The sequence below is a fragment of the Arthrobacter sp. Leaf69 genome (assembly GCF_001422645.1).
Lineage (GTDB): Bacteria > Actinomycetota > Actinomycetes > Actinomycetales > Micrococcaceae > Arthrobacter.
Genome location: NZ_LMLR01000015.1, coordinates 18,832 through 38,062, shown reverse-complemented (window position 1 = coordinate 38,062; position 19,231 = coordinate 18,832). Strand labels below are relative to the sequence as shown.

Here is a 19,231-nt window from a genome sequence, read left to right as displayed (position 1 = left end):
CATGAGACTTAATGCACCGCAGCTCCCGGCCCCGGGCGCCCGTGGCGGCCGTGGCTGCTGACGACGCCGAGCGGCTGGGTTTCGTCACCCTGGCGCAGTTCCTGCGCCAGCTGCCGCCGGACCTGTCGGTTCTGCACGACGGCGGCAACGGGGCGGAACGGCTGCGCTGGGTGGAGCCGAGCGAGCTGGAGGATCCCACCCCATACTTGCTCGACGGCGAGTTCCTGCTCACCGCCGGCCTGCCGTTTCTGGGCGGGGGCGGCGCCGAAGAATTTGTGGACGCCTACGTGCGGCGGCTGGTCCGTGCGCGCGTCTCCGCCCTGGGCTTCGGCCTGGAACCGTACTTCGACGCGGTACCCAATTCTGTGGTGCAGGCCTGCCGGCGCCACAACCTGACCCTCGTGGCCGTCCCGAAAACCGTTCCCTTCGCCGCCGTCGGCCTGGAGTTCTCCCAGTTGCTGGAATCGGACAACGCCGCGACGTTCCGGCAGCTCGCGGACACGAACCGGCAGCTGATGCGTGCAGTGTTGTCGGCGCGGCCGGAGCACGAGCTCCTGGCCGCCCTCGTACAGCGGGTTCCGGTCTGGGCAGTCCTGGTGGGCGCGGACGGACGGGTGCGCGCCCGCGGAACCGCCGGCGCAGCCGGAGCCCCCGCCACGCCCGGCGCGGATGCGGCAGCGCTGGCGCCCCTGCTGGCAAGGCTGCTGTCCGGCAGCGGCCCGCGGGTGGAGCTGGACTCGTTTGGCACGGCAGGTTCGGCGCTGGTCTTCGGGTATCCCCTGCGCAGCACCCGGGACGCCAACCTGGGCGCCCTGGTCCTGGGCACCGACGCCCCGCTGACCCCCGCCCAGAACAGCGTCGTCTCCACCGCCGTCGGGCTGCTGGAACTGCTGGTGCGCCAGCGCACCAGCGGCTCACTGGCCCCCAGCCAGCTGGCCACCGCGCTGCTGCTGCATCCGGACAGCGTGGCGTCCGGAGGCACCCGCCAACTCAACGGACTCAAGGACCTGCTGGCGCAGAGCGTCTCCTCCACCCGGTCCGGCCAGCTGCGCGTGGTGCTGGGCATCCGCCCGCAGGCTGCAGGGGCGCCGGACGCCCCGGCAGCCGCCGCAGCCACCGCGGTCCCGGCAGGCGCCGCCGCCGCACCGGGCCGCGCCGGCCGCTCCGGCGAGAGTCCCGTGCGGGAGCTGCTGGAGTGGCGCCGGATGTTTGATACCAAGCTGGTGGAGATCACCGACTTCGGCTTTGCCACCATCACCCGGCTGAAGGTCGACGACGCCCTGCTGGCCGCCGCGGAACGGCTCGGCTGGCGCTTGGTGGTCGGGAGCGCCACCGAGCTCTCCGGTCTGGCGGAGGCCTACCAGCGGGCCTGGTCCCTTCGCGGCCGCGTCGGGACCACCGGACGCAGCGTGCGGGTTGATGACGTGACGTGGTCCGTGGCCGGGCTGCTCGGCAAGGAGGCCGGCGCCATGCTGACCGCCCGGCTGCTGGCGCCCGTGCTGGCGCTGGCACCGGAACGGCGGGACGCCCTGCTCGGCATCCTCCGTGCCTGGCTCGGCGCGAACGGCAGCTGGGATGCCACGGCCAAAGCCACCGGCCTGCACCGCAACAGCATCCGCCGGCAGATCGGCACTCTCGCGGAATTGCTGGACCTGGATTTCAATCACGCGCAGGCCCGGGCCGAGCTCTGGATTGCCCTGCAGTACACGGACGAACTGCCCGGGATGCGGGCGGCGCCGGAGGCCCCGGAGTCCGGCGCCGGTCAGCCGCCCCAGGAACGGTAGATCTCCGGCCGGAGATCATCCAGGTATGCGACCTCGGGCCCGGTCGCGCCCGGCTCCTGCAGCTCGGCGAACAGCAGTTCGGCTCCGGTGCCGGCCGAGGCCAGGAGACCGCCGTCCGGGGCTGCGATGACGCTGCCGCCCAGGAAGTCGCAGCCCTCCTCCGTCCCGCAGTGGTTGGCATAGGCCACCGTCAGATGGTTCTCCAGCGCCCGCGCCCTGATCAGCACCTGCGGCACGGCGTCGAATCCTTTCGCGAGGGCGGTCGGCACCAGCAAGAGTTCGGCCCCGCGCACCGCGGCGGCGCGGACGGCCTCGGGGAACTCCACGTCGTAGCAGATCACCAGTGAGGTCCTGAGTCCGTGGAAGTCCACGACGCCGGGGCTGGCGCCTGCGGGGGCAAAGGCCTGGCGCTCCTCCGGCCCGAAGAGATGGACCTTGGCATAGCTGAGAAGCTCGTCGCCGTCCTTATCGACGAGGGTGGCCGTGATCTGCCAGTCCCCCGCGGCGGTGACGGCGGGGAGGCTGTAGACCAGCGCAATGCCGTTCCGGCGGGCCACGTCTGCCAGGGCGCGCCGGAGGGAAGGCAGCGCCGCCGGGTCGAACTCCGCCCGCAGCCGGAGGGGCGCATACCCCACCGGGAAGAGCTCCGGGGTGAGGAGCAACTGGGCGCCGGCCGCCGCAGCCTTGCCGGCGGCGGCATCCACCGCGGCGCAATTGGCGTCAACATCCAGTACGGCGGCATTCGCCTGCATCAGGGCCAGCAGCACCATTACCACCTCAGGATCCCGGGGTCCGCCCTTGGCGGCGGACTCTCGCTCCCCAAGCGTAGCCACCCGCCGGCATCGCCGTCCCGGTGCATTTCCGCCCGCCCGTCCGGGTAGCAGGGCGGAATGCCCCACCGGGCCCGGCAGGTGCCCCGGCAGCCGCGGCACCAGCCCGCGCACCGGCCCTCAGAGGCCCACCGGCGGACTCCCCCGACCCGCCATGCGTTAACTTCTTGACTACAAGAGGCGGATGGGGCAATCTTCATTGCATGCCCTCACCAACGCGCTCAACGAGGAGCCGAACCAAGAACCCCGGATCTCAATCCGCACTCCGGCATCTGAACCAACAGCGGATCATCGAATGCCTTCTCGCCGGTCCCTCCACACAGGCGGAACTCGCGCGGCAGACCGGCCTCTCCACGGCCACGGTCTCGAACATCGTGAAGATCATGCAGGACGCCGGGCTGGCCTCCACCGAACCGATCACCAGCTCCGGGCGGCGAGCCCTGAACGTCCGGCTCAACAGCAACGGCGCCGTGGCCGTCGGCATCGACTTCGGCCGCCGGCACCTGCGCGTCGTGCTGGCTTCGCTGAGCTATCACGTGATCGCCGAAGAATCGATCCTGCTCCCCCTGGGCCACCACGCCGAGGAGGGCATCGTGGCCGCCGTCGGACTCCTTGACCGGCTCCTGGCCAACAGCGGCGTGGAACGCAGCGCCGTCGTCGGGGCCGGCGTCGGCATCCCCGGCCCCATCGACCGCCGGACGGGCACGGTGGCGCAGGGCGCCATCCTGCCCGAATGGGTGGGCATCAACATCCTGCAGCGCCTCGAGGACGCCCTGAATCTCCCGGTTTTCGTGGACAACGACGCCAACCTGGGCGCCCTCTCCGAGGTCACCTGGGGGCCGCATACCGGCATCAGCAACCTGATGTTCCTCAAGATCGGCTCCGGCATCGGCGCGGGGCTGATCCTGAACGGCATGCCCTACTACGGCAACGTGGGCATCACCGGCGAAATCGGCCACGCGACCATCCACGAGCACGGGCTGGTCTGCCGCTGCGGCAACCGCGGCTGTCTGGAAACCATCGCGTCGACCACCACCATGATCGAGCTCCTGAGCCGCGGCGAGGACAAACCGATCACCCCCGAGGACATCGTCCGCAAGGCCATCGCGCGGGACTCCGCGACCCTGCGCGTCGTCGACGACGCCGGGCTCGCCGTCGGCCGCGCGCTGGGCAATGTGGCCAACCTGATCAACCCCGAAGTGATTGTGGTCGGCGGGCCGCTGGCAGGGCTCGGCGAACTGCTGCTGGATCCGATCCGGCGCGGCCTGGTCCGGCACGCGGTGCCCGTGATCGGCGAGACGACAACGCTCACCATGTCCTCGCTGGGTGACCGCGCCGAGGCCCTCGGGGCCACCGCACTGGTCTTCCAGCACGCCGGAATCCGGCGGAACTAAGTTTTCGTTACCGGGCCGTTGCGTTAAAGACTTGACGACAACGCCTGTGATCCAGTTTACTTTCTCATCAGACGGCCCTGCGGTTTGCAGGGGCGGACAACGAAGTCATGCATTGGAGGCGTAAGGGCAGATGACGTCCCTCAACACGCACAGCGATCCGGTAATCCTCGAGATGCGCTCCATCACCAAAGAGTTCCCCGGCGTTAAAGCATTGGCCGAGGTGAACCTGCGGGTGAAGGCCGGTGAGATCCACGCGATTTGCGGTGAGAACGGCGCCGGCAAGTCCACCCTGATGAAGGTGCTTTCCGGGGTCTACCCCTTCGGCAGCTACACCGGGGACATCGTTTACCAGAGCGAAGTCCAGGAATTCAAGGACATCCGGGCCAGCGAACACGCCGGCATCGTGATCATCCACCAGGAACTCGCGCTGATCCCCGAGCTGTCCATCATGGAGAACATCTTCCTGGGCAACGAGCCCACCAAGCGCGGCGTGATCGACTGGGCCGAGGCCCGGATCCGCTCCACCGAACTGCTGGCCCGGGTGGGGCTCCGTGAGGACCCGGAAACCCCGATCAAGGAGATCGGCGTCGGCAAGCAACAGCTTGTAGAAATCGCTAAGGCCCTGAACAAGTCGGTGAAGCTGCTCATCCTCGACGAGCCCACGGCGGCACTGAACGAATCCGACTCCCAGCACCTGCTGGACCTCATGCTCGGCCTGAAGGGCCGCGGCATCACGTCCATCATCATTTCCCACAAGCTGAACGAGATCGAGCAGATCGCGGACTCCATCACCATCATCCGTGACGGCAAATCGATCGAGACGCTGAACGTCAAGGCCGACGGCGTCGACGAGGACCGCATCATCAAGGGCATGGTGGGCCGGACCCTGGAATCCCGGTTCCCGGACCACGAGCCGAAGATCGGCGAGGTCTTCTTCGAAGTCAAGAACTGGAACGTGGGCCACCCGCAGGTCCAGGACCGCATGGTCTGCAAGAACTCCAACTTCTTCGTCCGCCGCGGCGAGATCGTCGGCTTCGCCGGGCTGATGGGCGCGGGCCGTACCGAACTGGCCCGCTCCGTCTTCGGCCGGTCCTACGGCCGGTTCCTCTCCGGGCAGGTGTACCTGGACGGCAAGGAGGTGGAGCTCAAGAGCGTCCGCCAGGCCATCGACGCCGGCCTGGGCTACGTCACCGAGGACCGCAAGATGCTCGGGCTGAACCTGCTGGACGACATCAAAGCCACCACGGTCTCCGCCAACCTGCGCAAGGTCAGCAAGCACAACGTCATCGACGCCAACAAGGTCTTCACCGTGGCCGAGCAGTACCGCAAATCGCTGCGGACCAAGGCGCCCTCGGTGGAGGAAGGCGTGGCAAAACTCTCCGGAGGCAACCAACAGAAGGTGGTGCTGGCGAAATGGATGTTCACCGATCCTGAGCTGCTGATCCTCGACGAGCCCACCCGCGGGATCGATGTCGGCGCCAAGTACGAGATCTACGGCATCATCCAGCAGCTGGCCAACCAGGGGAAGGGCGTCATTGTGATTTCCTCGGAGCTGCCCGAGCTGCTGGGCCTCTCGGACCGCATCTACACCATCTTCGAAGGCGCCATCACCGGCGTGCTCAACAAGGACGAAGCAAGTCAGGAAAACCTCATGAAGCTCATGACCTCCGCCCGCAAGACCGCCTGACCCGCTGGGCCATCCAGAACACTCCGAACCCTCCGGAAACAAGGACTGAAACAATGAACGCGCTCAAGAAGCTCTTTGGCGGCAACACCCGCCAATTCGGCATGATCTTCGCCCTGGTGGCCCTGATCATCTTCTTCCAGATTGCAACAGATGGCCGCACGCTCACCCCGGGCAACGTCATCAACCTCTTCAACGGCAACTCCTACATCCTGATCCTCGCCATCGGTATGGTGCTGGTGATCATCGCCGGGCACATCGACCTGTCCGTCGGTTCGGTTGCGGCGTTCGTGGGCGTCTGTGTGGCCCTGTTCATCAGGGACTGGGGCATCCCGTGGTACCTGGGTGTCCTCATGGGGCTGCTCCTGGGCGTCCTGATCGGCGCCTGGCAAGGCTTCTGGACGGCCTACGTCGGCATCCCGGCGTTCATTGTCACGCTGTCCGGCATGCTCATTTTCCGCGGCGCCAACCAGTTCGTCGGCAAGTCGAACACCATCCCGGTTCCCGGGGATTACCAGTACATCGGCTCCGGCTACCTTCCCGAAATCGGACCCAGCACCGGCTACAACAACCTCACCCTGCTCCTGGGCCTGGCCGCCGTCACCTTCGTGGTCTTCAGCGAGATCCGCTCCCGCCGCAACGCCAAGGCCCTCGGCGCCGAGGTACCCGAAGCCTGGGTCAGCGTCGTCAAGCTGGTCCTGATCTGCGGCGCCATCCTGTACGCCACCTACCTCTTCGCCACCGGCCGGCCGGGCACGTCCTTCCCGATCCCCGGGCTGATCCTCGCCGTCCTGGTCATCGTCTACGGCTTCATCTCCTCCAAGACCGTCATCGGCCGCCACATCTACGCCGTCGGCGGCAACCGCCACGCCGCCGAGCTCTCCGGCGTCCAGTCCAAGAAGGTCAACTTCCTGGTGATGATGAACATGTCCATCCTGGCCGGCCTCGCCGGCATGATCTTCGTCGGCCGCTCCACCGCGTCGGGCCCGTTCGACGGCGTCGGCTGGGAACTGGATGCCATCGCGGCCGTCTTCATCGGCGGCGCAGCGGTGACCGGCGGCGTCGGCACCGTGATCGGCTCGATCGTCGGTGGCCTGGTGATGGCCGTGCTGAACAACGGCCTGCAGCTCCTCGGCGTCGGCGCCGACCTCACCCAGATCATCAAGGGTCTGGTGCTCCTGATCGCCGTCGCGTTCGATGTCTACAACAAGACCCAGGGCAAGAAATCCATCATCGGCCTGATGTTCAAGAACTTCGGCCGCAGCAGCGAGATGAAGGCCGACGAGACCACCTCCACCAAAGAGGTCATCTCCCGCGGCGCCTAGTCCGCCCCTGATCCGCTCCATCACGATTCTCCGCACACCATCTAAAGAAAGTGAACCAAGCAATGCGAATGATTGGTAAAGCAGGAAAGGCAGCAGCAATCGCTGCTATTGCGGCACTGGCGCTGACAGCCTGCGGCCGCTCCGACAGCGGGGCGACCGGCGGTTCCACCACCGGCGGCGAGGCCTTCCCGAAGGACTCCCTGATCGGCGTCGCGCTCCCCCAGAAGACCAGCGAAAACTGGGTGCTGGCAGAGACGCTCTTCAATGACGGACTCAAGGAAGCCGGCTTCAAGCCGGATGTGCAGTTCGCCAACGGCGGCGTTTCGGAACAGCAGAACCAGATCAGCGCCATGATCACCAAGGGCGCCAAGGTCATCATCGTCGGCGCCATCGACGGTGCGCAGCTGGGCACCCAGCTCCAGCAGGCCAAGGAATCCGGCGCCACGATCATCGCGTATGACCGGCTGCTCCTGAACACCCCGAACGTGGACTACTACGTGGCCTACGACAACTTCAAGGTCGGCGAGCTCCAGGGCCAGGCCCTGCTGGAGGGCATGAAGACCAAGAAGCCGGAAGGCCCCTACAACATCGAGCTCTTCGCAGGCTCGCCTGATGACGCCAACGCGAAGGTCTTCTTCGACGGCGCCATGAGCGTCCTGAAGCCGAAGATGGACGACGGCACCCTGAAGGTGCTCTCCGGCCAGACCTCCTTCGAGCAGGCCGTTACCCAGGGCTGGAAGGCAGAGAACGCCCAGAAGCGCATGGACACCCTGCTCGCCGGAACCTACGCGAGCGCCACCCTTGACGGTGTGCTGTCCCCGAACGACACCCTGGCCCGCGCCATCATCACGTCCGTCAAGGCCGCCGGCAAGCCGATTCCGGTTGTCACAGGCCAGGACTCCGAGGTTGAGTCCGTGAAGTCCATCATGGCCGGTGAGCAGTACTCCACCATCAACAAGGACACCAGCAAGCTCGTGGAGCATGCCATCACCATGGTCAAGGACCTCCAGGCCGGCAAGACGCCGGAGATCAACGATGACAAGTCCTACGACAACAAGGTCAAGATTGTTCCCGCGTACCTGCTGGAACCGGTCATCGTGACGCAGGAAAACGTCAAGACGGCCTACGTCAACGATCCGGTCCTTGGACCGCTGACGCAGTAGTTCCTGTGTAGACAGCACCTCAAGGAGCCCCGGCTCCGCCTCCTGGCGGGCCGGGGCTTTTTGCTGCCCTCACTCCGGGGCAGACCTTCACAGCGGATCCATAGCTCCGGAAAGCGGTCCGCACAGCAGCCCGTACCAGTGTGGTGTCTACCGCCGGCTATTCCGGCCGACCCAAGATCCCTAGGAGTCACGTGAGCGTCCTTGCCCGGAGTGTAGGCAACGCCTTCAGAAACAAGGTCCGAACAGCTGCCGTGGTGGCCGTTCTGGCGGTTGCCATCGGCCTCGCACTGGCCATGCTGGTGGCCAACCAGGCCGTCGCGGGGAAGGTCGCGGAACTGAATGCCTCGGTGGGCACCGTCCTCACCGTCAATCCTGCGGGCGGCCAGGGCTTCGAAGGCGGCGGCGAGCCGCTGACCGCGGAACAGGCCACGACGGCGGCCTCCGTGCCGAACGTGAGCACGGTGGTCGGCACCAAGGCGCTGCGGCTCCGCAACGCCGATGCGGCCGCCGCCCAGACCGGAGGTCCGGGAGGTCTTGGCGGACAGGGTGGACCGGGCGGGCAGGCCGCCACCACGCTGACTACGAGTCTCACGGCCGCCGTCGACGCCGGAACGCTCGGCGCCCGCAACCAGGCCTCCACCGGGACGTCCGGGACGTCGGGGACGGCGCCGGCGTTCTCGGTGCCCATCACAGCCACCGGCATCGGCGCCGAGGTAGACACCACCGGCAAGGCACTGGAACTGACGGAGGGCACGGGGCTGGGCGACTACACGGCCGCCTCCACCGGTGCCCTGCTCGGTACCACCCTGGCCGAGAAGAACGGCCTTGCCGTCGGCTCGACGTTCACCATCAACGACCAGAGCTTCACCGTGGCTGGCCTGTTCGACGCCGGCACCGCGTTCGGCAACAACGCCCTGTACCTGACACTCCCTGCGGCCCAGACACTCGCGGAACTCCCCGGGGAACTTTCCACGATGATCGCCACCGTGAATTCGATGGAAAACGTCGAGGCCGCCAAGACGGCCCTGCAGGAGGCGCTGGGCTCCGATGCGGCCGACGTCAGCCAGGGCCAGCGCAACCTTGAAAGCGCGGTCAGCTCGCTCGGCAGCGTCAAGAACATCTCCTTCATCGCCTTCGTGGCGGCCCTCGCCACCGCGGGCCTGATCATCCTGCTGATCATGGTCATGCTGGTCCGCGAGCGCCGCCGGGAAATCGGCGTGCTGAAGGCGATCGGCGCCCGGAATCGTACCATCGGGCTGCAGTTCGTGCTGGAGGCGCTGGTCCTGGTGGCCCTGGGCAGCGCGGTGGGTGCCGCCGTCGCGTCCTTCGCCAGCGGCGGCATCGCCTCCGCGCTGATCAGCTCCAACACGGCCACCGCCACCACCGTGGCCGGCCAGCGCGGCATCCCTGGCGGCACGCCCGGCGGATTCCCCGGCGCGCCGGCCGGCGGATTCCCCGGCGCGCCCGGCGAAGGACCCCTCGGCGGGGCCAGCCAGCTGCTGACGTCCGTCACCGCGAGCGCCTCGCCCGGTGTGATCGCCGCCGGTATTGCCGCGGTGTTTGGTGTCGCCATCATCGGGGCGCTGGTTCCGGCCCTCCTGACCGCCCGCATCCGTCCCATCGAAGTCCTCCGGGGAGAGTAGCCATGATTGAAGTCAAGAACCTGGTCCGCACGTTCAAGTCCGGCGACCGCACCATTAAGCCGGTCAATGATGTCAGCTTCGAGCTCGAGCAGGGCACGCTGGCCTCCATCGTGGGCAAGAGCGGCAGCGGCAAGAGCACCCTGTTGTCCCTCCTCGGCGCCCTCGATAAGCCGACCAGCGGGGATGTGCTGGTCAACGGCGTGAGCCTGGCCGGCATGCCCGACAGCAAGCTCACCGAGTACCGGCGGCGGGACATCGGCTTCGTGTTCCAGCAGTTCAACCTGATTCCCAACCTGTCCGCGGTGGACAACGTCATGCTGCCCATGGAGTTTGCGGGGATCCGGAAGGCCGTCCGCCTGGGGCGTGCCCGGGAACTGCTGGAGCAGGTGCAGCTCGATCCGGACAAGCATGTCCGCCGTATCAACCGGCTCTCCGGCGGCGAGCAGCAACGCGTGGCGATCGCCCGCGCGCTGGCCAACTCCCCCCAACTGATCCTGGCGGACGAACCCACGGGCAACCTCGACGAACAGACCGGGGAGCACATCATCGAGCTCCTCAGTTCGCTGAGCCGGGACCACAACACCACCATCCTCGTGGTGACCCACGACCGCTCCCTGGCGAACAAGACCGACCGGAGGTTCCGGCTCCAGCAGGGCCGGCTGACGGAGGAGGGCGCGCGCAACCGGGCCGCGGCAGGCTCCCCGGCCTGACCTGCCGGCCGCGGAAGCCCGGGGCGCTCCCCTCCCCGACGCTCCCTCAGCTTCCGCGGCTCCCTCCCCGACGCTCCCTGCCCCGGGTGAGAAGATGGCACCATGACCGCCCTCATCGCCAAGCCCTGGTTGTTCAGTCAGCCGGACACCGATCCCCGGACTGCAACAGGCGCCAGGTTGCGCTGGGGTGTCATCGCCACGGGAGGCATCGCGGCGTCCGTGACCCGCGACCTGGAACTCCTGGCGGATGCCGAACTCCACGCCGTCAGTTCGCGCACGCAGGCGGCAGCGGATGCCTTCGCCTCCGATTTCGGCTTCGCGCGTGCGTACGGGGACCAGAACGGGCAGACCGGTTATGAACGGCTGCTTGCCAACGACGCCGTCGACGTCGTCTACGTCGCTACGCCGCACGCCCACCACCATGAGATCGCGCTGGCGGCCCTGACCGCGGGCAAGCACGTCCTCTGCGAGAAGGCGCTCACTGTCAACGCCCGGGAGGCCTCGGAGCTCGTGTCGCTGGCGCGCAACAAGGGCCTGTTCCTGATGGAGGCCATGTGGAGCCGCTTCCTGCCCAGCATGCAACGGGCCTTCGAGATCGCCGCCTCCGGCGAGATCGGGGAGGTCAAGTGGGTGGGGGCGGACCTGGGCTTCCCGGCGCCGTATTCGCCCGCCTCGCGCCTCTGGGCACCCAAGGACGGAGGCGGCGCGCTGCTGGACCTCACCGTTTACCCGTTGCTCTGGGCCCTGGGCACGCTGGGCTTCCCGCAGACGGTCAGTGCCACCGGCTGGCTGAACGACGACGGCGTGGACGCCCAGAACGCGCTCACGCTCGGTTACCACCACGGCGCCCAGGCGCAGCTGACCTCCTCCCTTTTGGCGCACGGCCCCCGCACCGCAACGGTGGCCGGCAGCCATGGCTTCCTGCAGTCCCTCGGTTCGATCAACAACCCCAAGGAGCTTCTGGTCCGGGTGGGCTTCGATGAGCCGCGCAGCGAATTCTTCGACGTCGTTGGGCGGGGCTACAGCTACGAACTGCGCGAGGTGACCCGTTGCATCCAGCAAGGACTCACCGAGAGCCCCGTGATGCCGCTTGAGGATTCCCTCAACACCATGCGGTTGTTCGACGGGGTGCGCGCGCAGCTGGGCGTGATTTATCCCAACGACGCCCGGTGACGGCCGTTTTCGGCGATTGGGGCCAGCCGAGTTTGTGATGCACTCTGGACTCTCCACCGCGCGCGGACTTACCCTATAGGGAACCATCGAGCGTTCGGGGAATGGGGTGTGCACTTGGACCCAGCAGCTGTCCCGCTACGCGCGCGCCGAACCTTCCGGCGGGTGATTCTGGGCGGTGTCGCCGGGATCGCCTGGCTGACGCTCGCAGCGACGGCGGCCAGCGCTGACGAGGCTGCTTCTCCCCCTCCGACGGCGGCCGCCACAGTCATGACGGTCCCCGCGGGAGCAGCGCCGGCGACAGCGAACCCGGTTCCAACGGTTTTGACGGTAGCCCACGTCATTGTCGCTGCCGTGCCCACGGCCGCGGAAACCACCTGGGCAGCTGTTCCGGTTCCGACCCCCGACGGTGAACCAGCCCCAACCCCCTCAACTCCAGACCCCCCAACTCCGGCGCCTCCGCCCGAGCCTGCTGTCCCCGCGCCCGTTCTGGCGCCCGACCCTCCGGCCCCTGCTGTTCCTCCCGCACCGCCGGCTCCTCCCGCTCCTCCCGTTCCTGAACCTGTGCTGGAGCCCGCTCCGCCCGCTCCTGCACCCGATCCAGCTCCACCCGTGACCACTCCGGCGCCCGATCCCGCACCGCCGGCTGCCGATCCATCCCCTCCCGTGACCGCCCCGGCCCCGGACCCCACGCCTCCAGGCACAACCCCGGCCCCGGTCCCGGATTCGGTGCCCGCCGATCCGGTGGGGGCGGGCCAGGTGCCGTCAGTGCCGCCAGCGACAAGCCCGGCACCGCCCGTTGATCCAACCGGTCCTGGGCCGGATCTCCAGGACGTCGTTCTCCCCGAAACGTCTCCCCCTGCCCCGGGCCCCGTGGTCGCACCGGCACCCGTGGTCGCACCGGCACCTGTGGTCTCGACGGCGTCCGTGGTCGCACCGGCAACGGTGGTCTCTCCGGCGTCCGCGGATGCACGTGCATCCGGAATCCCCGCCGGCTGCCAGGTCGGCGGCCAGGCTTTGAGGGACCTGCAGCGCGCCAGGTGGGCGTCGGGCAACGAGTTCCTGGGAAGGGTCCTGTACCTCCCGGTGCTGGCAGGAGAGATCAGCCTGACGGGGAAGGTCCAGCAGCCCGGCAGCACGCCCCCGCAGGAAAAGGCACCGGGAGAACCTGCGCCGCCGGCCCCTAGCGGTAAGCACCGCCCTGGCCCCATGCCCAACGGGACAGGTCTGCCCGCCCCCAACGCCCTGCCCGCGGCTCCCGGCTCCGGAACCGGAAATACGGTCTCGTCCGGCGGCCCCGGATGTGGAGCCGCCTGGCTTCCCAACCAGTACCTGGTCATTCCCACCGCCGGCGCGGAACCAATCCGCGGCCCGCTTCAGCACGTCCATTCCGCCGACGCTGCTGACCCCGGTTCCTCCCCTGACTAGTTAGCCGTCTCTGCCTTCCACAGAGCACGGCCATTCGGGCTGCCGTTGAGCGCCCGTTAACAGTCATTCAGGAGATTCCCCATGGACGCCACCGTCCACCGCCGGTACTCCGGCACCCCGTTTGCCTCTTTCGCCTCCCCCGCCTCGGGACTGACGTCGTCAGCGCCTGCAGGACCGGACGCCGCGCCGGCCAGCCCCGGAGGCCCCCCTGCGCGCCGCAAACCCTGCCCCCAGCAGGAGGAACGCCCGCCCTAAGAGCCCCGCTCCCGCCAGGTCTTTGTGAGGCCGGAGCGAAGTCGTTGGGTCCGCTGGGGGACTCAACGGCCCACAACTCCGGCAAGGCAGTCCATCGTTGGGTCCGCTGGGGGACTCAACGGTGAACAGGCCCCGCAAGGCAATCCGTCGTTGGGTCCGCTGGGGGACTCAACGGTGAACAGGCTCCGGCAAGGCAATCCGTCGTTGGGTCCGCTGGGGGACTCAACGGCAGACAGGCTGCGGAAGCTTCTGCCCCCCCACAGCGGCCATCGGTCTTTGGCCGCCGTGCGGGGAGCCGATACCCGTCCCGGTATCATTCAGGAGGTGCGCCGCCGTGGCGCACGGAGAAGGGACGGGGACAAACGTGGACAGTTCGCCCGATATCGTCACGGCCGAGCTCCTGGGCGGCCGATACCAACTGGGGGAAGTGATCGGCCGGGGCGGCATGGCTTCCGTCTACGCCGCCAAGGACATGAACCTGGGCCGCGACGTGGCGCTCAAACTCTTTGCGCCGCAGTCCGCCGATGCCGACGAACTCAAGCGCCAGGAAGCCGAGATTCAACTCCTGGCAACCCTGAACCATCCGAGCCTGGTCACATTGTTCGACGCCGGCACGGACACCCGGATCCCCGGGGAACCCCGCCCCTTCCTCACGATGGAACTCGTTGACGGACAGGACCTCCGGACGCGGATCCGGCACAGCCCGCTGCCCCTGGCTGAGATCGCGGTCATCGGAGCCGGAGTGTCGGACGCCCTGGCCTACGTGCACTCGCTCGGCATCATCCACAGGGATATCAAGCCGGCGAACATCCTCCTGGTTCCGGTCCGTCCCGGGGAACCGCTGCGGCCCAAACTCACCGACTTCGGGATCGCCCGCATGATGGATGGCACCCGGCTGACAGCGACGGGCACCATGGTGGGCACCGCCGCGTACCTGAGCCCGGAACAGTCCCGGGGCGCGGACCTGGGCCCAGCCAGCGACATCTATTCCCTGGGGCTGGTCCTGCTCGAATGCCTCAAGGGCGAGATCGAATATCCCGGCAGCGCCGTGGAATCCGCGGTGGCGAGACTGCACAGGGCACCGGGCATCCCCGATTCCGTCCCCGCCGAATGGGCCAAGCTGATCCGGTCCATGACAGCGCTGGACCCCTTGGACCGTCCGTCTGCAGCGGACCTCGAGGTGGCGCTGCGGCATGCCCTGATCTCGCCCGGTGCCCTTCCCGGCCTCCTGGCCGAAGAGCGTACCCGGGTGCTGCCCGCCCCTCCGGCCCGGCCACCGCGGCTGCCTGCCGCGGCACCGGCTCCCGATGACGCCTCCCCCACCCGCTCGGGCGGGGGGACGCTGGCCCTGCACCGGCTGGACCCGGATGCAGTGGCCCGCCCAGGCCGTAGGTCACTCCTGATGCGGTCCGCTGCACGCTTCAGGCGGTCCCGCCGCCGCACCCGGATCCTGCTGTCCCTAGCGTTGCTGGCCGTCGTGACGGGAGGCGTCGCCGCCGTCGTCGCCCTGGCAACCCCTGAACCGCCCGACGTCGCCCCCTATCCGGCTGTGCCCGGGGAGCTTGGCGAGCACCTGAAAGAGCTGCAGAAGAGCGTGGAACCATGAGCCTGATTAACCGGCGGACCCGCGGCGCCGGGCGCAACAGCCGTCGTCTGCGCCTCGCCGGCGCGGTCCTTGGCATGGCGCTCGTCACCGCCACCCTTGGCGGCTGCGCCGCCGCCCCGGATCTGGACCGCAACGCTGCCCGGCAGCTGCAATCCAAGGTCCTTGCCCTGACCGGGGCTGCCGCCGCCAACGATCCGGCCGCATCACTGAAGCACCTTGACGCGTTCGTGCTGGAACTGGATGAGGCGGCTGCCCGCGGGGACGTGTCCTTCAAACGGCACCAGAGCATCAGCAAGTCCGTCGACGCCGTCCGAGCGGACCTCAAGGCCCGGCAGGCCGAAGCCGCCCGGGTTGCCGCCGAGCAGAAGGCCAAGGCCGCCGCAGACAAAGCGGCGGCAGACAAGGCCGCGGCAGACAAGGCGCAAGCAGAAAAAGCGGCGGCGCAGGCAGCAGCCGCGCAGGCCGCTGCAGCCGCTGCGGCTCCCCCGCCCGCCGTCGCGCCCGCGCCGGCCGACAAGGGCAAGCCGAAGGGTAAGGGCAAGAACGGCTGAAGCCGCGCCGGGCCGTTCCGACGGCGACGCCGGCAGCGGCCCTGACAGGGCAAAAAACGCCGAACGGCGCAGCGGAAGTTTCCGCTGCGCCGTTCGGCGTTGCCTGTCGCCGGTGAAACGGCGTGGCGGTCCTAGCCCAGCATCGACAGGACTTCGCTGAACTTGGCCGAGGGCCGCATGACTGCGGTGACCTTGGCCTCGTCCGGGTGGTAGTACCCGCCGAGGTCCACCGGCGAGCCCTGGGCAGCCAGGAGCTCTCCGACGATGGTTTCCTCGCCGGCATCCAGCGCGCCGGAGACGGCGGCGAAGGCCGCGGCCAGCTCGGCGTCGTCGGTCTGGCGGGACAGTTCCTGGGCCCAGAACTTGGCCAGGTAGAAGTGGCTGCCGCGGTTGTCCAGTTCGCCGGCCTTGCGCTTCGGGGACTTGTTCTCCAGCAGGAACGTCCCGGTGGCGCGGTCCAGGGTGTCGGCAAGGATCTGCGCGCGGGCGTTGCCCGTGGACGTGGCAAGGTGCTCAAAGCTGACGGCCAGTGCCAGGAACTCACCCAGGCTGTCCCAGCGCAGGTGGTTTTCCTTCAGAAGCTGCTGGACGTGCTTCGGGGCAGAGCCGCCGGCGCCGGTTTCGAAGAGGCCGCCGCCGTTGATCAGCGGCACCACGGAGAGCATCTTGGCGCTGGTGCCAAGTTCCAGGATCGGGAACAGGTCCGTAAGGTAGTCGCGCAGCACGTTGCCGGTCACCGAGATGGTGTCCTCGCCCTTACGGATCCGCTCCAGTGTGAAGGCCGTAGCCTCGACCGGGGACAGGATGGCGATCTCCAGGCCCTCGGTGTCGTGTTCCTTGAGGTATTCCTCCACCTTGGCGATCATCTGGGCGTCGTGGGCGCGGCTCTTGTCCAGCCAGAAGACGGCCGGCGTGGCGGAGGCGCGGGCGCGGGTGACGGCCAGCTTGACCCAGTCGCGGACCGGGACATCCTTGGTCTGGCAGGCGCGCCAGATGTCACCCGGGGCGACCTGGTGCTCGATCAGCACGGTGCCGGCGTCGCCGATCAGCTGCACGGTGCCGGCGGACTGGATCTCGAAGGTCTTGTCGTGGCTGCCGTATTCCTCGGCGGCCTGGGCCATCAGGCCGACGTTCGGGACGGTGCCCATCGTGGTGGGGTCGAAGGCGCCGTGGGCGCGGCAGTCGTCGATGACCACCTGGTAGATGCCGGCGTAGCTGCTGTCCGGGAGGACGGCGAGCGTGTCGGCTTCCTGGCCGTCGCGGCCCCACATGTGTCCGGAGCTGCGGATCATGGCCGGCATGGAGGCGTCCACGATCACGTCGGAGGGGACGTGCAGGTTGGTGATGCCCTTGTCGGAATCGACCATGGCCAGCTCGGGGCCATCGTTCAGGCCCTTCTGGATGGCTGCCTCGACGTCGGCGCGGATCTCCTCGGGGAGGTCCTCGAGGCCGTTGAGGATGGAGGCGAGGCCGTTGTTCGGGCTCAGGCCGGCGGCGGCGATCTGGGCGCCGTACGTGTCGAAGAGGTCGGCGAAGTACGCCTTGACGACGTGGCCGAAGATGATCGGGTCCGAGACCTTCATCATGGTGGCCTTCAGGTGGGCGGAGAACAGCACACCCTCTTCCTTCGCGCGGGCCACCTGTGCGGCGAGGAAGGTATCCAGCGCGGCGGCGCGCATGACGGTGCCGTCGATGACCTCGCCGGCGAGGACGGGGAAGGCACGCTTGAGCACCTTGACCGTGCCGTCCTCCTTGACCAGCTGGATCTTGACGTTGCCGTCGGCCTTGATGACCACGGACTTCTCGTTGGAGCGGAAGTCATCGGCGTCCATGGTGGCGACGTTGGTCTTGGACTCGGGGGTCCAGGCGCCCATGCTGTGCGGGTTCTGGCGGGCATAGGCCTTGACCGACAGCGGCGCGCGGCGGTCCGAGTTGCCCTCGCGGAGCACCGGGTTGACGGCGGAACCCTTGATCTTGTCGTAGCGGGAGCGGATGTCCGTCTCCTCGTCCGAGGAGGGGTTGTCCGGGTAGTCCGGAAGGGCGTAGCCCTGGCCCTGGAGTTCCGCGATGGCGGCCTTCAGCTGCGGCGTCGAGGCGCTGATGTTGGGCAGCTTGATGATGTTGGCCTCGGGCTTCTTGACGAGGCCGCCAAGCTCGGCCAGGGCGTCACTGACGCGCTGCTCTTCGGTGAGGTAGTCGCCGAACGCGGCGATGATGCGGCCGGCCAGCGAAATGTCTCGGGTCTCCACCTCCACACCGGCCGTCGAAGCGTAGGCTTCGACAATCGGCAAGAACGAATAGGTTGCCAGCATCGGCGCTTCGTCGGTGTGGGTATAGATAATCTTTGCCATTGCTCGGGCGTCTCCCTGAAGGTCTGGGTATTTCCGGAATTTTGTGTTATCTCAACATCACTAACTTACCCGAGGGAGCCGGGTTGCCGCCTACCGGCGTCGTCCGCCCCGGACTCCATGAAGCGCACAACCCGTCATGACAAGACTTGACAAGATGCTTTACAGATTGGTCAAAGTCCCGTAGTTTCGTTCCCATCACAGCGGACGCCACCGGCAGCCGCACCGCTTTCCACCGGTTAGGACAACCATGAGAACACCCAAAACTCTGGCCACCAGCCTATTGAGCCTCTCGGCCGCAGCACTCCTGGCATTGAGCGCTGCGGGGGCAGCCAGCGCAGCCCCGGCACCCGGCAAGGCACCGACGGAGACGTCGGGGGTCAGCAGCCACACCGTCGTCGAGACCGGCGGAGCGGAGTACTGGACGGCCGAGCGGATGCGCAACGCCATCCCCGGTGACGTGCTGGCCGAAAAGGCCAAACAGCGGAGCGCCAACTCCACGGCCGCCCTGAGCCGGCCGGCCGAAGCCGGGGCGCCCAGCACGGTGGAGGCCCAGAGCCCGCTGCGCCAGGCCAAGGAAGTCCAGCCCAAGGCAAATGCCAGCGAGACACCGGTCAAGCACATCGGCAAGGTCTTCTTCACCCTGGGCGGCACCAACTACGTCTGCTCGGGCAACTCGGTCTCCTCCACGAACAAGAGCACCGTCTCCACCGCCGGCCACTGCGTCAACGAGGGCCCGGGCGCCTTCGCCACCAAGTTCACGTTTGTCCCCGCCTACCTGAACGGCTCCGCGCCCTACGGTATGTGGACGGCCAAGTCCCTCCACGCCCCCACCCAGTGGAGCTCCGGCGGCGACATGACGTACGACACCGGCTTCGCCGTTATGAACACCCTCAACGGCCAGAAACTGGCCGACGTCGTGGGTGCCTCGGGCGTACAGTTCAACGCCGCACGCGGCCTGAGCTACAAGGCCTTCGGCTACCCCGCAGCGGCGCCCTTCAACGGCGAGTCCCTCAAGAGCTGCAGCGGCACCGCCACGAATGACCCGTACAACCCGCAGTTCAACAGCCAGGGCATTCCCTGCAACATGACCGGCGGGTCCTCGGGCGGGCCGTGGTTCATCGGCACCAGCTCCACCGGCTACCAGAACTCGGTCAACAGCTACGGCTACGGCAGCAAGTCCACCACGATGTACGGCCCGTACTGGGGCTCCGTCATCCAGCAGGCCTACAGCAGCGCGGCCGCCGCCTAGACGTCCACCCGGCTACACAGACGCGGGGTCACTCGAGGCCCATCTCCAGCAGCGGGGATGGGCCCAGGTGGCCCCGCTTTGGCGTTCG

The 19,231-nt window shown here is 67.9% G+C and carries 14 protein-coding genes; 12 read left to right on the top strand and 2 right to left on the bottom strand.

Going from position 1 to position 19,231, the window contains the following annotated elements; genetic code table 11:
• The first annotated feature begins 11 nt into the window (after nucleotides 1-11).
• The gene (locus ASE96_RS16505) at nucleotides 12-1,784 is read left to right on the top strand and encodes a PucR family transcriptional regulator (RefSeq protein WP_056432964.1); all 1,773 of its coding nucleotides are present in this window, start codon (nucleotides 12-14) and stop codon (nucleotides 1,782-1,784) included.
• On the opposite strand, the gene ASE96_RS16500 is transcribed toward ASE96_RS16505, so the two are convergent.
• Entirely contained in the window at nucleotides 1,763-2,554 is a 792-nt protein-coding gene (locus ASE96_RS16500; RefSeq protein ID WP_056432960.1) for a nitrilase-related carbon-nitrogen hydrolase, read from the bottom strand. The two genes, ASE96_RS16505 and ASE96_RS16500, sit on opposite strands and share 22 nt — an antisense overlap.
• Before the next feature lie 263 nt (nucleotides 2,555-2,817).
• Between ASE96_RS16500 and ASE96_RS16495 the strand changes: the two genes are divergently transcribed.
• The 10 genes from ASE96_RS16495 to ASE96_RS16445 all read left to right on the top strand — a co-directional run bounded on the left by ASE96_RS16495 (nucleotide 2,818) and on the right by ASE96_RS16445 (nucleotide 15,543).
• A complete protein-coding gene (locus ASE96_RS16495) occupies nucleotides 2,818-4,008 on the top strand; it encodes an ROK family transcriptional regulator (RefSeq protein ID WP_056432957.1) in 1,191 nt (396 codons plus the stop codon).
• Nucleotides 4,009-4,138: 130 nt separating this feature from the next.
• Nucleotides 4,139-5,695 (top strand): multiple monosaccharide ABC transporter ATP-binding protein, encoded by a 1,557-nt coding sequence (mmsA, locus tag ASE96_RS16490; RefSeq protein WP_056432954.1) that lies wholly within the window; start codon nucleotides 4,139-4,141, stop codon nucleotides 5,693-5,695.
• Between the two features lie 53 nt (nucleotides 5,696-5,748).
• A complete protein-coding gene (gene mmsB / locus ASE96_RS16485; RefSeq protein WP_056432950.1) occupies nucleotides 5,749-7,017 on the top strand; it encodes a multiple monosaccharide ABC transporter permease in 1,269 nt (422 codons plus the stop codon).
• Nucleotides 7,018-7,079: 62 nt separating this feature from the next.
• A complete protein-coding gene (locus ASE96_RS16480; protein ID WP_056432947.1) occupies nucleotides 7,080-8,180 on the top strand; it encodes a substrate-binding domain-containing protein in 1,101 nt (366 codons plus the stop codon).
• A 191-nt stretch (nucleotides 8,181-8,371) separates the two neighbouring features.
• Nucleotides 8,372-9,823 carry an ABC transporter permease gene (locus tag ASE96_RS16475; RefSeq protein ID WP_056432944.1) on the top strand — a complete coding sequence of 484 codons (1,452 nt, stop codon included), beginning with the start codon at nucleotides 8,372-8,374 and terminating at the stop codon, nucleotides 9,821-9,823.
• A gap of 2 nt (nucleotides 9,824-9,825) precedes the next feature.
• Nucleotides 9,826-10,533 (top strand): ABC transporter ATP-binding protein, encoded by a 708-nt coding sequence (locus ASE96_RS16470; protein WP_056432941.1) that lies wholly within the window; start codon nucleotides 9,826-9,828, stop codon nucleotides 10,531-10,533.
• Nucleotides 10,534-10,635: 102 nt separating this feature from the next.
• On the top strand, nucleotides 10,636-11,706 hold the full coding sequence (locus ASE96_RS16465) for a Gfo/Idh/MocA family protein (protein ID WP_056432939.1): 1,071 nt from the start codon (nucleotides 10,636-10,638) through the stop codon (nucleotides 11,704-11,706).
• Nucleotides 11,707-12,576: 870 nt separating this feature from the next.
• Nucleotides 12,577-13,131, top strand: a complete 555-nt coding sequence (locus ASE96_RS16455; protein WP_056432933.1) for a hypothetical protein — start codon at nucleotides 12,577-12,579, stop codon at nucleotides 13,129-13,131.
• A 700-nt stretch (nucleotides 13,132-13,831) separates the two neighbouring features.
• Nucleotides 13,832-14,992, top strand: a complete 1,161-nt coding sequence (locus tag ASE96_RS16450) for a serine/threonine-protein kinase (protein WP_442853912.1) — start codon at nucleotides 13,832-13,834, stop codon at nucleotides 14,990-14,992.
• Entirely contained in the window at nucleotides 14,989-15,543 is a 555-nt protein-coding gene (locus tag ASE96_RS16445; RefSeq protein WP_056432926.1) for a hypothetical protein, read from the top strand. The genes ASE96_RS16450 and ASE96_RS16445 overlap by 4 nt, the downstream gene beginning before the upstream one ends.
• 131 nt (nucleotides 15,544-15,674) lie before the next feature.
• On the opposite strand, the gene ASE96_RS16440 is transcribed toward ASE96_RS16445, so the two are convergent.
• Nucleotides 15,675-17,894: an NADP-dependent isocitrate dehydrogenase gene (locus tag ASE96_RS16440; RefSeq protein ID WP_056432924.1), complete on the bottom strand. Its 2,220-nt coding sequence runs from the start codon at nucleotides 17,892-17,894 to the stop codon at nucleotides 15,675-15,677.
• A gap of 247 nt (nucleotides 17,895-18,141) precedes the next feature.
• Between ASE96_RS16440 and ASE96_RS16435 the strand changes: the two genes are divergently transcribed.
• Nucleotides 18,142-19,143, top strand: a complete 1,002-nt coding sequence (locus ASE96_RS16435) for a trypsin-like serine peptidase (protein ID WP_056432921.1) — start codon at nucleotides 18,142-18,144, stop codon at nucleotides 19,141-19,143.
• Nucleotides 19,144-19,231: the final 88 nt, after the last annotated feature.